The sequence below is a fragment of the Phenylobacterium hankyongense genome (assembly GCF_003254505.1).
GTDB lineage: Bacteria > Pseudomonadota > Alphaproteobacteria > Caulobacterales > Caulobacteraceae > Phenylobacterium > Phenylobacterium hankyongense.
The window spans coordinates 1,332,542-1,345,651 of sequence record NZ_QFYP01000001.1; the positions used below are offsets into that span (position 1 = coordinate 1,332,542).

The 13,110-nt window shown below is 65.1% G+C and carries 13 protein-coding genes and 1 tRNA gene; 9 read left to right on the forward strand and 5 right to left on the reverse strand.

The window, feature by feature from the left end; translation table 11 throughout:
* Positions 1-280: 280 nt before the first annotated feature.
* The gene (locus DJ021_RS06425; RefSeq protein WP_111456758.1) at positions 281-706 is read left to right on the forward strand and encodes a very short patch repair endonuclease; all 426 of its coding nucleotides are present in this window, start codon (positions 281-283) and stop codon (positions 704-706) included.
* Here DJ021_RS06425 and DJ021_RS06430 read toward each other — a convergent pair.
* Positions 678-2,087 carry a DNA cytosine methyltransferase gene (locus DJ021_RS06430; RefSeq protein ID WP_111456759.1) on the reverse strand — a complete coding sequence of 470 codons (1,410 nt, stop codon included), beginning with the start codon at positions 2,085-2,087 and terminating at the stop codon, positions 678-680. The two genes, DJ021_RS06425 and DJ021_RS06430, sit on opposite strands and share 29 nt — an antisense overlap.
* Before the next feature lie 305 nt (positions 2,088-2,392).
* Here DJ021_RS06430 and DJ021_RS06435 point away from each other — a divergent pair, with 305 nt between their 5' ends.
* Entirely contained in the window at positions 2,393-4,849 is a 2,457-nt protein-coding gene (locus tag DJ021_RS06435) for a hypothetical protein (RefSeq protein WP_133254955.1), read from the forward strand.
* A 28-nt stretch (positions 4,850-4,877) separates the two neighbouring features.
* Positions 4,878-5,738, forward strand: a complete 861-nt coding sequence (locus DJ021_RS06440) for a DUF5677 domain-containing protein (protein ID WP_133254956.1) — start codon at positions 4,878-4,880, stop codon at positions 5,736-5,738.
* Positions 5,739-5,863: 125 nt separating this feature from the next.
* Here DJ021_RS06440 and DJ021_RS06445 read toward each other — a convergent pair.
* Positions 5,864-5,938, reverse strand: a tRNA-Gly gene (locus DJ021_RS06445).
* A gap of 82 nt (positions 5,939-6,020) precedes the next feature.
* Positions 6,021-6,764 (reverse strand): DUF6065 family protein, encoded by a 744-nt coding sequence (locus tag DJ021_RS06450; protein ID WP_111456762.1) that lies wholly within the window; start codon positions 6,762-6,764, stop codon positions 6,021-6,023.
* Between the two features lie 81 nt (positions 6,765-6,845).
* On the opposite strand from DJ021_RS06450, the gene DJ021_RS06455 reads away from it, so the two are divergent.
* The 4 genes from DJ021_RS06455 to DJ021_RS06470 all read left to right on the forward strand — a co-directional run bounded on the left by DJ021_RS06455 (position 6,846) and on the right by DJ021_RS06470 (position 9,258).
* Entirely contained in the window at positions 6,846-7,367 is a 522-nt protein-coding gene (locus DJ021_RS06455; protein ID WP_111459002.1) for a prolyl-tRNA synthetase associated domain-containing protein, read from the forward strand.
* A 67-nt stretch (positions 7,368-7,434) separates the two neighbouring features.
* Positions 7,435-8,340 (forward strand): thioredoxin family protein, encoded by a 906-nt coding sequence (locus tag DJ021_RS06460; protein ID WP_111456763.1) that lies wholly within the window; start codon positions 7,435-7,437, stop codon positions 8,338-8,340.
* A gap of 10 nt (positions 8,341-8,350) precedes the next feature.
* Positions 8,351-9,013: an LON peptidase substrate-binding domain-containing protein gene (locus tag DJ021_RS06465; RefSeq protein WP_111456764.1), complete on the forward strand. Its 663-nt coding sequence runs from the start codon at positions 8,351-8,353 to the stop codon at positions 9,011-9,013.
* A gap of 11 nt (positions 9,014-9,024) precedes the next feature.
* Complete coding sequence (locus DJ021_RS06470; protein WP_111459003.1) at positions 9,025-9,258, forward strand: Trm112 family protein; 234 nt, start codon at positions 9,025-9,027, stop codon at positions 9,256-9,258.
* A 4-nt stretch (positions 9,259-9,262) separates the two neighbouring features.
* Here the strand turns inward: DJ021_RS06470 and DJ021_RS06475 are convergent, their stop codons facing one another.
* Together DJ021_RS06475 and DJ021_RS06480 are read right to left on the reverse strand one after the other, a co-directional pair.
* Positions 9,263-10,117 carry an SDR family NAD(P)-dependent oxidoreductase gene (locus DJ021_RS06475; protein ID WP_111456765.1) on the reverse strand — a complete coding sequence of 285 codons (855 nt, stop codon included), beginning with the start codon at positions 10,115-10,117 and terminating at the stop codon, positions 9,263-9,265.
* Between the two features lie 180 nt (positions 10,118-10,297).
* On the reverse strand, positions 10,298-11,299 hold the full coding sequence (locus tag DJ021_RS06480) for an NADPH:quinone oxidoreductase family protein (protein ID WP_111456766.1): 1,002 nt from the start codon (positions 11,297-11,299) through the stop codon (positions 10,298-10,300).
* 169 nt (positions 11,300-11,468) lie between these two features.
* Between DJ021_RS06480 and rlmN the strand changes: the two genes are divergently transcribed.
* Both rlmN and DJ021_RS06490 read left to right on the forward strand, forming a co-directional pair.
* Positions 11,469-12,623, forward strand: coding sequence for a dual-specificity RNA methyltransferase RlmN (rlmN, locus tag DJ021_RS06485; RefSeq protein ID WP_111456767.1), 1,155 nt, complete (start codon positions 11,469-11,471; stop codon positions 12,621-12,623).
* 64 nt (positions 12,624-12,687) lie between these two features.
* A complete protein-coding gene (locus DJ021_RS06490) occupies positions 12,688-13,110 on the forward strand; it encodes a DUF350 domain-containing protein (protein WP_111456768.1) in 423 nt (140 codons plus the stop codon).

The window sequence follows — 13,110 nt, forward strand, 5'->3', positions numbered from 1 at the left end:
GCGATCCGCCGTAGACGCCGAAGATAGCCCTTTGCCTCCATATTCGGGGTCCAAGCTTCTGAAGTTCATGAGCTTCATAACAACCGAGTCGGGAGACCGGTAATTCGGCCTCAGCTGCGCTTCAGTCGGGTTGAGGTACCTCAGTCCCTCGCTTAGCCGCAGAACTGCCTCTTCCGTTGGAGACGGTGCGCGCGGCGCGATGACGAAGTACAGAGCAAGAGCCAAAATCAACTCTTCGCGGCTCCAGTTGCGACCGCTCATTCCAAGGTATCTCCGGGCCATGGTCGATAGGGTCACGACAGCTCAACGTTCTGCCAACATGGCCCGTGTCGCAAACAAAAACACTGGACCGGAGATGGCAGTTCGTAGGCGTCTACACGCGTCGGGCTTCCGTTTCAGCCTTCACAGGCGTGATCTTCCGGGGCGGCCGGATATCGCCCTCCCTGCTTATCGTGCGGCGGTATTTGTCCATGGGTGCTTTTGGCACGGCCACGAGTGTACGCGGGGCCGCCGGCCGCAAACCAATACGGCATTCTGGGACCAGAAGATTGACCGGAACATCGCTCGCGACGCGGCCGCGAAAATTCAGCTAGAGGCACTGGGTTGGGAGGTACATACGGTCTGGACGTGCTGCCTAGCTGATGGAACCGCCGGTTTGATCGTTCGGCTTAGCGCCCTTAGAGAGCAGCGTCGGCGTCCGCCTTAACACAATCAATAAGGTAGCCTGCAAAATACTTCGCAAGCTTAGGGGGCACCGCGTTCCCAATCATTCTCGCGACGGGCTCGATCATCTCTTTCGGATAAAACACATAGTCATCGGGAAAGGACTGGAGCGCCGCCGCTTCCCGCAACGAGATGCCTCGCACCTGCTTCACATCGTAGTGTCCGAAGCGCCCGTTAGAAATGCTGTGACAGCGTGTTGTGATCGTTGGTGAAGGGCGATTGGGGCGCATCCGCGTGTATACGTCCGTAAAGCAGCGATCTGAGAGGCGCGTATTTACACGCTTATGACAATCCAAACTTAGATCGCCATGCTCTGTGCTTTCCAAGTAGAGATTGCTCTCACCGGGTAACGCAGCGCCTAGCCGCTTTTGGTTCAGTTCGCTTAGGGAACGTGTTTTGTGATTCGGGAGAGTTTCATGCATGGCGCCAGCTGTAAGCGGTGGCAGATGTCCGATTGCCTCCTGTACAGTCATTATCGTCGCGTCGGGATCCGCTTCCGGCACGATTAGTTCGGTCCCGATCAGGTCAGAAAGTCGTTCCGGGCTGACCAGATCTCTTCGGACGGCGATCAGGATCGACCGCTTCCGATACTGTGGAACGCCGAACTTAGAGGTGCAGACTAGCCTGCTGCCGGTCACATACCCGAGCGCCTCCAGCCGATCCCGAAATTCTTGCCAGATGCCGCCGTAGCGTGGGTCTTTAATTCCTGCAACGTTCTCCGAAAGCACAAGCTCAGGCTTGAATCGCTCAACGAAGGTCGCTGCTTCCGACAACAAATTACTGTCGCGGTCGCGTTTTGCTTTACGATCATCGCTGAGTTCCTTCCGCGCCAATGTAGTAAACGGTTGGCACGGAGCGCAAATAGCGAAAAGCAGGGGAGCACTTTTTGCTTTCGCTCTATGTTGGGGAATTAGCTCCGCAAGCTTTGCACCAAGATCTTCTTGCTGACCTTCGGGATAAACATCGCTCTTCGGAAAGATGTCGTATTGAAGATACAGCGGCTCAGCTTCATCCAGGGTCTTGTTCGGATTGTTGTCGACATATGTTTTTGCGCAACGGGCTTCCTTGTCGATGCCCGCAATCACATAGCCGTCGGCGTCGATCAGGCCGCGAGTTGTCCCTCCCGCACCGCAAAAGAAATCCACCGCAAAGAACCGTGGGGCTTTGCCGACCGCCGCGGCGTCTGGGCTACCAGCATGGTCAGGCGCCTCGCTCACGCCCCCGCGAGCGCGTAGTTTAACGCGGGCGCTCGCGCTGCTGAGCAACGGCTCGCGGGTGGCGTTGCGCTTCCAGCGTCGGATCTTTGATGTTGGGATGCCGGCGGCTCGGGCGCTTCTCGTGATTCTGCGGGCCTTGCGTGACACGTAATGTTCTCCGACGGATCACGGCGTCGCCAACAGCGCGCAGCAACTCAACCTGAGAATTTTGCTGAGAAGAGTGATTCGGGCAAGGTATTGCGTGGCTAGGGGGTGCATTTTACGGTGAAGCTAGGGGTGGGAGTCGGCACGCGCGCTGGCGCCCATTTGCGGAAGCCGCGGCTCGTGCCACGCAAGGACGGACTGCCGAAATTTGCGTCCACTGACCGGCGGGTTTGGCGCAAGTCGCAGTCCGCGACCCCCCGGTGCCCGGAACGCCAACCGATACGACCTCAGAATGGAAGATAGTCGGAGTGATACAGAAGGAAATCTGCCTTCGTCTTCTTGCTGCTGAAAGCGAAGCCGATGCCGCCATCATTGTGGCGAGCTGGCCCGCGATGAGCGATCCCGCCAACTGGCGGCCTCTCGACGGACGAGAAACCAACTTCAACGTAACGAGCAATCAGGCGTCAGACGGCGGCAAAGCGCTGACCGAGCTGATGACCAACATGGTGGACGCCGTGCTTCTCAAGCATGCACTGGCTCGGGGTATGGACCCCAAGAGTCCGTCAGCGCCGCAGACCATGTACGAAGCGGTCGATCTCCTCATAAAGAATCTGAGGGGCGGCAAATTGATCAATCTGGATCATCGCGACCCTTGGCTTCGCGACTTTGCCCAAAAGAATCTAGCTATCGGCATCACCGGTGCGAAGTCCAAAAGCGAAGGGCTTCCTTGCTACACATTTGTCGATAACGGCGAAGGGCAGCACCCGGACAACTTCGAGAATACTTTCCTTTCTCTCAGCGCAGGTAACAAGAAGAGCATCCCGTTCGTCCAGGGCAAGTTCAACATGGGCTCTTCCGGCGTGCTCCGCTACTGCGGACGGCGTTGGTACAAGCTCATCGTGTCCCGTCGCTTTGACGGTGAAGGCGGCTGGGGCTGGACCCTCATGCGCCGCCGGCCGGGCGACCGAGACAGGATGCCCGTCGCAGAATACTTCGTGATGCCCGGCGGTGAGATTCCCCGCTTCGAGGCGCCCACGCTCTATCCGTTCCACACCGTCGAGCGGAAGCGGTACGACGGTGTGCACCTGACGACAGGCACGATCATCAAGCTGTTTGACTACCAGGTCGGCAGCCGCTTTCTGAGCTTTAAGGGCGCGCGTGACGCCCTAAACGAGAATCTGGCCGAGACCATTCTACCGTTTCGGATTTTGGACCTTCGGCAGAAGCCCGAACCAAAGCGCGGGGGCGATCGAGCGCTCGGCGTAGACGCCCGGCCGTTCTACGGAATGGAGTTTCTCCTTCTCAATTCCCATCGCGAAGAGGACCTTGAGGGCGAGGATGACGCCGCGGGAACCGGAAAGCTCTTCGTCGGCAGATTTACAGAGCCGAACCTCGGAGAGGTTACAATCAGCGCAGTTAGCCTGAAGAGAGATCTTCCCGGGTGGCTCCGGCCGCAAAATTCTAACAGCCGCGTTTTCCATGCCGTCAACGGTCAGGTTCAATACAAGCAGAGCCGCGGCTACATCTCTCAGACCTGCGGCTTTCCTGCGCTCAAGGATCGTGTCGTCATCCTCGTAGACGCCAGCGGCTTATCATTCGCCGCCCACAATGAAGTTTGGAAGGGCGACCGCGAGCACATCTCGAATACCCAAGATGGTGAGCACTACCTCGACCTGGTGACCCGAACCATCCGGGAATCAGATGCCCTGCGCGACCTTCAGGTCCGGATCGCCTACGAGGAACTCGAAAGGGCGGCGCAGGCCGAGAGCAATGCTCTATTCCAGAAACTTGTCGATAAAGACCCGACATTAGCGGGGCTTCTATCGAGCCGCGACCCAAGCATCCGAGTGCCGAGCGGTGGCGGTGGCGACGGCGGCGGAAATGGTGAGAGAGCGTCTTATTCAGGTGAATACAGCCCCACCTTTCTTACTCTGGACGATCGTTCCGGCCGTGGACTGGAAGTGCCTCTCAACCGAACGAGGATCTTGAACGCCACGACCGACGTGGAAAACGGTTACCTCCAAAGGCCGGACAATCCCGGAAGAGTGGTCTTGGACGACGCTCTCCGAGAGCGATTCTCCGTAAGAGAACACCTTCGAGACGGTCGCCTAAGCATCCATCTGACGCCGTCGGGAGATAGGGTGCAGATTGGCGACGTGGTGCAGGGGCGCATTGGGTTGGTCGACGAAGGCCTCCCCGAGCCGGTCTTCAGTTCACCAACTGAAATCCGGATTGTCGCTGAGGCGGCTGATGACACGCCGAAGAAGCCCTCAACGACCGATGGACAACCTCGGCCGCGGGCCGGCGGCGCTACAGAAGCGGGACCAACTCGCGGTCTCCCGCGATGCGTCCTGTTGACGAAGGACGGACGCAGCGTCGATGGGCATGCGGTGGAGCGTTGGCCTGAGGGCTTCAGCGAACATGACGGCGGTGAAATCGTCGATCTCGGCGACGGCGAGGTGATCTACAAGATCAATTACGACAACGCCTACCACCTCCGATATCGGCTCTCTCAACGCGGTGCCGTCGCAAGGGAGGTAGTCACCGAAAAATATATTCTGGGCATGCGCATCATGCTGCTTGGATACGAGCACTCGCTTCGTAGCCTCCGGGATCAGGCTGGCGGCGGCGAGGGTCTCGGAGAGTTTCTCGACGACTTTCGGCGAATGGCAGCTCGTGGAGCCGCGTCAACCGTGTTGGCCGTCGCCGAAAACCTTCCGAAGATCGTCGATGCCTCCTCGATACAAGAAGTCGACGCAGAGTAGCGACAGGTAGGCAAGACGGAGAGCCACCGTGTATTCGGAGGACGTGTACGGGAAATTGCGCGGCTGGTCGGAGGCGGGTTTACTTCTGACGCGCAACCTTCTGCCGCTGATGTCACCCGTGGCCCGCCACCCAGGTTGGAAAGCCGAAGAACGCGAGACGCTCGGATTTCTACTGTCGGCATGTGCCCGAGCAAGCGAGAGCGCTCTCTTACTCGTCGCCTACGGACAGCTGTGGGACGCTGAAGTTTTGGTCCGCTCGGCCTTTGAGGGGTCGCTGAAGAGCGCGTACTTGCTGCAAAGCCCCGCGACGTTTGAGGAGCGCCACCAGCAATACCGTCACGACCTATTCCAAATCGCGCTCTTGAAGGGTCACACCAAGGTCGCTGATTTGATCGGCATCATGCCGGAAAATGATCACAAAAGCTGGCGGCCCTACCGTGATCGCCTGCTCTCGGAGGAGGAGCGCGCAGAGATATCGAGTCGCTACCCCAAAGCGATGCGACGCGCCCTGGAGACGAAGTGGGGATTTACAGGGCTCATCGGCGAGCTCAGCAGGTCGGAGGATCCGCTATTCAGCGGCTTCACGGGGCTAGCTGACGGATACGCCATGGCCAGCCACATTCTACACGCAGACATCGTAGGGACGGCAGTGCCATTGGACCGCGACCGTCGCGATGAAGCGCGTCGGGACGCAATCTTGCTCGCGCACGGCGTGCGCTTAATCTCAGACGTGCATACCTGCCTACAGCTGCGACTGGGAGTTGGTTACCGATATATCGGACAGGATCCCGCTCCCCTCATCGACGCGCACCAACGGATCGCCGCGCTGACCGAGAGCTTCGGCAAAGTTTATGAAGACTGGATGGGGGTCGAATATCCCGACGGCTAGGTCTTCGGCTGAGTTGCAACCGAGCTGCAACCGGGTCGCCTCGGCGCACCGGAAGGGCCAGTCTAAGGCTGGCCCCGAAGGGCCCTAAGGCCCTAATTTTCCTTGGTCTTTCCGCTCTCGAATTATGGAGCGGGCGAAGAGATTCGAACTCTCGACCCCAACCTTGGCAAGGTTGTGCTCTACCACTGAGCTACGCCCGCGCTCCTCGGAGTTTGCCCACCGGGCGACCCCGAAAATTCGAGAGGCGGCTTATGGCAGAGGGTCAAACCCTTGGCAAGCCGGCTACCCGCCGAATCTGGGGGTCTTCAGCCGGCGCTTGTTGACGTGGCCCTGCGGGGCCGGCGCGACCTCCTCGGGGAACTCGCCCTTGAAGTAGTAGCGCTGCCAGGCCTCCTTGGTGGCCTCGGGGTCCTGGCGGAAGATCTTCTGGTTGAACTCGCTGCGGTGCTTCTCCCAGACGTCGTACTGGTGGCGCAGCTCGGGGTTGGAATCCATCCGCCGGATCACCGGCTGGATCTCGTGCAGCGGCTTGTCCTGCAACAGGGTGATGAAGCAGAACGGCTCGCCCTTCTCGAAGCGCACCTTGCCCGGCCGGGTGAAGTGCCAGTTCATGGTGAAGGGGAAGGGCAGCCAGTCGGTCTCCACCACGCCCTCCAGCGGCTGGATGCCGTCCTTGATGTGGTTGGGCGGGCCCATCACCCACATCGACCACTCCGGCGGCGTGCGGAACAGGTAGCCGGAGTGGAAGGTGAGCACCCCGTGGCTGAAGTGGCTCTGGGCCAGCTTGTGGAAGTCCGGGTGCGGGTTGTCGGGGCGCAGCGTGATGTCCTGCTGGTGCGTGCCGCCGTTCCACTCCGCGGTGAAGGCGATCGGGCAGAGCAGCTCCCAGCCGGAGGTGTTGGCCATGGTCAGCGGCAGGCAGCGGTAGGGATGGCGCTCGGCGAAGCGGTCCATCCAGGCGCGCTGCGGGCGGCCGGCGACGATCTCCGGCGGCCGTTCCGAGGTGGGGTAGCACTCCAGTTCCATGACGCTCTCGAACCTTCGGGTCTGATCGCCGACCTCTAGGAGGCGGTGGCCTTCCCGTCCAGTTCGGCTATGTGGGCGGACATGAAGAGCCGCGCCGACCTCATGGCCTTCCTCGACACGATCGGGGTGGCCCACACCACGCACGACCACCCGGCGGTGTTCCGGGTCGGCGAGGGCGAGGACGTCAAGGCGGCGATTCCCGGCGCGCACACCAAGAACCTGTTCCTGAAGGACGCCAAGGGTCAGCTGTGGCTGATCTCCGCCGCCGACCGCACGGTCATCGACCTCAAGCGCCTGCACCCGGTGATCGGCTCGGCGCGGCTGTCGTTCGGCAACGAGGCGCTGATGCTGGAGGCGCTGGGCGTGACGCCGGGCTCGGTGACCGCCTTCGGGCTGATCAACGACAGTGACCACCGCGTGCGCTTCGTGCTGGATAAGGTGCTGGCCGACGCGGCCAGCGTGAACTTCCATCCGCTCACCAACACCGCCACCACCACGGTGACGGCGCAGGGCCTGCGGAGCTTCCTGGCGGCGGTCGGCGTGACGCCGCTGGTGGTGGATTTCACGCAGATGCAGGTGGCCGCGGGCGAAGCGGTCCGTTGAAGCGGCCGGCGCTTGCGACCATCTGTGGGGGCGGGCGTTTTGAGCAGGATGGATTGAGGGCGAGAGCATGAGCCTGATCGGAGAAACCACCGGCAAGCCGGGCGGCGACATCATCAAGGAGGGCACCGACGCGAGCTTCGTCGCCGACGTGGTGGAGGCCTCCAAGGTCCAGCCGGTGATCGTCGACTTCTGGGCCACCTGGTGCGGCCCGTGCCGCCAGCTGGGCCCGGCGCTGGAAAAGGCCGTCACCGCCGCCAAGGGGGCGGTGAAGCTGGTCAAGGTGGACATCGACAAGAACCCGGCCTTCGCCGGCCAGCTGCGCGTGCAGTCGATCCCGGCGGTGTTCGCCTTCGTTGACGGCCGGCCGGTGGACGGCTTCATGGGCGCGCTGCCGGACAGCCAGGTGAAGCAGTTCGTCGACCGCCTGGCCAAACAGGGCGCCGGCGCGCCGGGGGACGGGCTGGACGACCTCCTGACGCTGGCCCGGGAGTCCCTGGAGCTCGGCGACCTCGGCGGCGCGGCCCAGGCCTACGCCCAGGTGCTGCAGGAAGACCCTGCCAACGTGAAGGCGCTGGGCGGGCTGGCCCGGGTCTACCTGGCCGGCGGCGACGCCGAGCGGGCCCGGGAGATCCTGGAGATGGCTCCGGCCGACGCCAAGGACCCCGACCTCGACAGCGTGCGCGCCGCCCTGGCGCTGGCCGACGCGGCGCCCTCCGACACCGCCGAGTTCGAGGCCCGGCTGGGCGCCAACCCCGACGACCATGAGGCGCGCTTCGAGCTCGCCAAGGCGCTGGCCGGCCAGGGCCGCTTTGAGGAGGCCGCCGACAACCTGCTGACCATCATCGAGCGGGACCGCGCCTGGAACGACGACGCGGCGCGCAAGCAGCTGCTGACCGTCTTCGAGGCCGCCGGCCCGATGTCCGACGTGGCCAAGCAGGGTCGCCGCCGACTCTCCACCGTCCTGTTCAGCTAGGGAGGCGCGCATGCCGGGCTATCGGCGCGCGGCGGACCTGCCGCAGGTGATCCCGGTCTTCCCGCTCGACGGGGCCCTGCTGCTTCCCGGCGGCGAGCTGCCGCTGCAGATCTTCGAGCCGCGCTACCTCAACATGGTCGACGACGTGATGGCCGGGGACCGGGTGATCGGCATGATCCAGACCCGGGCGGGCGGCGAGCGGGTGCGCCCGCCGCTGGCCCACGTGGGCTGCGCCGGCCGCATCACCAGCTATGCGGAGACCTCCGACGGCCGCTACCTGATCACCCTGACCGGCGTCTGCCGGTTCGAGGCCGGCGAGGAGCTGGCGATCCAGACGCCCTACCGCCAGCTGAAGGCCCGCTACGACCGCTTCGAGGGTGACCTCGACCGCGACGAGGAGGCCAAGGCGGCGGAATCGACGCGCGGCCGCTTCGCCAAGGCGCTGAAGCGCTACCTGAACCGCCGCGAGCTGGACATCGACTGGGAGACCGCCAACACCGCCCCGCTCGAGGCCCTCGTCAACAGCCTGGCCATGGGCCTGCCGTTCGAGCCGGCGGAGAAGCAGGCGCTGCTGGAGGCCCCGGACCTCACCGGCCGGTTCGACGCCCTGACCACCCTACTGGAGATCGACTCCATGGAAGACGGCGATGACGAAGGCCACTCCCTGCAGTAGAGGTGGGCGCCATGAGTGACACCGGCGCCAGCGTCCCCCAGACCCCCGAGACACCCTTCCCCGAGGTCGACGTCGACCCGCGCCTGCTGGAGGTGCTGGTCTGTCCGGTGACCCACGGGCCGCTGGAGTTCGACCGCGCCAAGGGCGAGCTGATCAGCCGCGGCGCCAAGCTCGCCTATCCGATCCGCGACGGCGTGCCGATCATGCTGCCGGAAGAGGCCCGCGAGCTGGCCGAGGGCGAGTAGCGGCCTAGCCGGCGCTGGCCGGCGCCAGGTCGCCGAACAGGGCCATGAACGGCGAGCCGGCCTCGGCGTCCCAGGCGTGGCGGGCGCCGACGGTGATGCCGCCGTCGACCACGATGTGGGTCCCCGACACGAAGGCCGAGGCGTCCGAGGCCAGGTAGAGCGCCGCCTGGGCGATGTCCTCGGGCATGCCGGCCTTCGGCACCGGCTGGACCGTCGGCGCATGCTCGACGATCCGCGCGGCCATCTGGTCGGCGACCTCGCGCGGCAGGCCGAAGGAGGCGCCGAAGATCGAGGTGGCGATCAGGCCCGGGCAGATGGCGTTGACGCGGATCTTCTGCGGCGACAGCTGCGCCGCGGCGCAGCGGCTCAGGTGGATCACCGCGGCCTTGGCCGAGGAGTAGGCGATCGGGCCCCAGCCCGCCTGCAGGCCGGCGATCGAGGCGGTGTTGATGATCGAGCCGCCGCCGCGCTCCAGCATCAGCGGCATGGCGTGCTTCATGCCCAGCGCCGGGCCACGCACCAAAAGGTCGAAGATCCAGCTCCAGCGGTCGGCTTCGATCTCCGGGATCAGCCGCATGCTGTCGGAGATGCCGGCGTTGTTGAACAGGATGTCGAGGCCGCCGAACTCCGACTTCGCCAGGCCGAGCGCCGCGGCGATCTCCGCCTCGCTGGTGACGTCGCAGTGGGCGTAGCGGACCTGGCCGGGGAACCGCTGCTCGAGCATGCGGCCCTTCTCGTCCTGGATGTCGGCGGCGACGACCTGGCAGCCCTCGGCCGCGAACAGCTCCACCGTGCCCAGGCCGATGCCGGAGACCCCTCCGGTGATCACCGCGACCTTGCCTTGCAGACGACCGGCCATGGCGGCCTCCCCGTTGTTGGTTATCGCAGATCAGTAACGCCGCCGACGCCGGCCAACAACATTACTGTCGTCATGGCCCGGCGCGTCCGGGCCATCCAGCCCAACGCGCCGCCCTCGGCTGATGAGGGCCGGCTCCGGGATGGATCACCCGGACGAGCCGGGTGATGACGAGGCGGCGCTTCAGTCGATGGTCACCACCACCTTGCCCATGGCCTTGCGGCTGGCGAGGTGGCGGATGGCGTCGGCGGCGCGCGCCAGGGGGAAGCGTTCGGAGACGAAGGGCTTGATCTTGCCCTGTTCGTAGAGCGCCAGCAGCTCGGCGACGCTCTGGCGGTGGCGCTCGGGGTTCTTGGCGACCCAGCCGCCCCAGAACACGCCGACGATGTCGCAGCCCTTCAGCAGGGCGAGGTTCAGTGGGATCTTGGGGATGGCGCCGGCGGCGAAGCCGACCACCAGGTACTTGCCCTCCCAGGCGATGGCGCGCAGCGCCGGCTCGGCGTAGTCGTCGCCGATGGGGTCGTAGATGACATCGGCGCCGTTCGGGCCGGTGGCGGCCTTGAACTGTTCGGAGAGCTGCTTCTGGCCGTCGCGGTCGAAGGGCCCGCGGCCGTAGACCACGCCGCCGTCGGCGCCATGGCGCTTGCAGAGCTCGACCTTCTCCTCGGAGGAGGCGGCCGCGACCACCCGCGCGCCCATCACCTTGCCGAGCTCGACGGCGGCCAGGCCGACGCCGCCGGCCGCGCCCAGCACCAGCAGGGTCTGGCCGGGCTGCAGGTCCGCCCGGTCCTTCAGCGCGTGGTAGCTGGTGCCGTAGGTCATGATGAAGGCCGCCGCGTCGTCGAACGGCATGGCGTCGGGGATCTTCACCAGCCGCGCGGCCTCCAGCGCGATCTCCTCGGCCATGCCGCCCCAGCCGGTGTTGCCGAGCACCCGGTCGCCGGGCTTCACGTGGGTGACGCCCTCGCCGACCGACTTGACGATCCCGGCCACCTCGCCGCCGGGCGCGAAGGGGCGCTGCGGCTTGAACTGGTACTTGTCCTCGATGATCAGCACGTCGGGGAAGTTGACCCCCACCGCCTTCACCGAGACGACGGCGAAGCCCGGCTTGGCCTGCGGCGCGGGCATGTCCTCCAGCACCAGGGTGTCGGGGCCGCCGACTTCCTTGCTCAACAGCGCCTTCATGTCCGCATCTCCCGGGTTCTGGTCCGCGCGGACGCTAGCCCAGCCGAACGGATGTTTGAAGCGACCTTTCCGCGCGTGAGGTCATGGCGGGGATGGCGTCCGGGAGGGGCGAGTTGGTAAGCCGCCCGCCTTCGCCTATATTGGCCGTTCTCCAAAAGGACTTCTCCCCTTGGGCGTGACCCTTGACCTTTCGCGCGCGCCGGCCGTTCCGGCGACGCCGGTGAAGCCGAACCTCTCCGGACTGACGCGGGCCGAGCTCGCGCAGGCGCTGGTGGCGGCCGAGGTCGTGCGCCCGGACAAGGCGCGCATGCGGGCCTCGCAGCTGTGGCGCTGGATCCACCACTACGGCGTCACCGAGTTCGCGGCGATGACCGACGTCGCCAAGGAGACCCGCGCGGCGCTGGACGCGGCCTTCTCGCTGGCCCGTCCCGAGGTCGTCGAGCGGCAGGTGTCGAAGGACGGCACCCGCAAGTGGCTGATCCGCATGGCGCCCGGGATCGAGGTGGAGACCGTCTACATCCCCGACGTCGGGCGCGCGGGCGCGCTGTGCGTCTCAAGCCAGGTCGGCTGCACGCTGAACTGCACCTTCTGCCACACCGGCACTCAGGCGCTGGTGCGCAACCTCAGCGCCGCGGAGATCGTCGCCCAGGTGCAGATCGCCCGCGACGACCTTGGCGAATGGCCCTCGCCCAAGGAGGACCGCCGGCTCTCCAACATCGTCTTCATGGGCATGGGCGAGCCGCTCTACAATCTGGACAACGTCGCCGCGGCCATCGACATCATCGCCGACAACGAGGGCATCGCCATCTCGCGGCGGCGGATCACCGTCTCGACCTCGGGCGTGGTCCCCGAGCTCGGCCCGCTCGGCGAGCGCACCCAGGCGATGCTGGCGATCTCCCTGCACGCCACCAACGACGAGCTGCGCGAACAGCTGGTGCCGTTGAACCGGAAGTACCCGCTGGCCGAGCTGATGGCCGGCATCCGCGCCTATCCGGGACTGTCGAACGCCAAGCGGGTGACCTTCGAGTACGTGATGCTGAAGGGCGTCAACGACAGCACCGCCGAGGCCAAGGCCCTGGTGCAGCTGCTGAAGGGCATCCCGGCGAAGATCAACCTGATCCCGTTCAACCCCTGGCCCGGCAGCCAGTACGAGTGCTCCGACTGGGCGACCATCGAGCGGTTCGCCGCGGTGCTCAACCGGGGCGGCTACGCCTCGCCGATCCGCACGCCGCGCGGCCGCGACATCCTCGCCGCCTGCGGCCAGCTGAAGAGCGAGAGCGAGAAGCTGCGCGCCAGCGCCCGGCGCAAGCTCGCCGCCGAGTAGCGCCCCCTGCCGCAACCGCGCCCGGCCGTGCTAACGGTGACGGCGCAGCTGCCCGGGGGAATGCATGCCGACACCGTCGCCCGAGATCCAGGCCTTCGCCAGCGGGTTTCCCGTCACCCTGATGCATGCCTCGGTCAGCGTGGCGATGCTGTTCGCCGCCACCGCGATCTATGTCCTGCTCACCCCGCACCGGGAGATCACCCTTATCCGCCAGGGCAACGCCGCGGCCGCGGTGTCGCTGGCCGGGGTGATGGTCGGCCTGGCGATCCCGCTGGCCTATTCGCTGAAGGCGTCCACCACCCTGATCGAGCTGGCCCTGTGGGGGGCCTCGACGGTGGTAGTGCAGCTGCTGATCTTCCGCCTCGTGGACCTGGTGCTGCACGGCCTGCCGCGGCGTATCCAGGAGGGCGAGATGGCCGCCGCCGCCATGCTGGTGGGGGCCAAGCTCTCCACCGCCCTGATCATCGCCGCCTCCGTCGCGGCCTGA

Bases quoted from the DNA above. Each gene is read 5' to 3' on its own strand.
- DJ021_RS06425 (WP_111456758.1), top strand. From the start codon at position 281: ATGGTCGATAGGGTCACGACAGCTCAACGTTCTGCCAACATGGCCCGT.
- DJ021_RS06450 (WP_111456762.1), bottom strand. From the start codon at position 6,764: ATGGAACTGGAGTGCTACCCCACCTCGGAACGGCCGCCGGAGATCGTC.
- DJ021_RS06455 (WP_111459002.1), top strand. From the start codon at position 6,846: ATGAAGAGCCGCGCCGACCTCATGGCCTTCCTCGACACGATCGGGGTG.
- DJ021_RS06460 (WP_111456763.1), top strand. From the start codon at position 7,435: ATGAGCCTGATCGGAGAAACCACCGGCAAGCCGGGCGGCGACATCATC.
- DJ021_RS06465 (WP_111456764.1), top strand. From the start codon at position 8,351: ATGCCGGGCTATCGGCGCGCGGCGGACCTGCCGCAGGTGATCCCGGTC.
- DJ021_RS06470 (WP_111459003.1), top strand. From the start codon at position 9,025: ATGAGTGACACCGGCGCCAGCGTCCCCCAGACCCCCGAGACACCCTTC.
- DJ021_RS06475 (WP_111456765.1), bottom strand. From the start codon at position 10,117: ATGGCCGGTCGTCTGCAAGGCAAGGTCGCGGTGATCACCGGAGGGGTC.
- DJ021_RS06480 (WP_111456766.1), bottom strand. From the start codon at position 11,299: ATGAAGGCGCTGTTGAGCAAGGAAGTCGGCGGCCCCGACACCCTGGTG.
- DJ021_RS06490 (WP_111456768.1), top strand. From the start codon at position 12,688: ATGCCGACACCGTCGCCCGAGATCCAGGCCTTCGCCAGCGGGTTTCCC.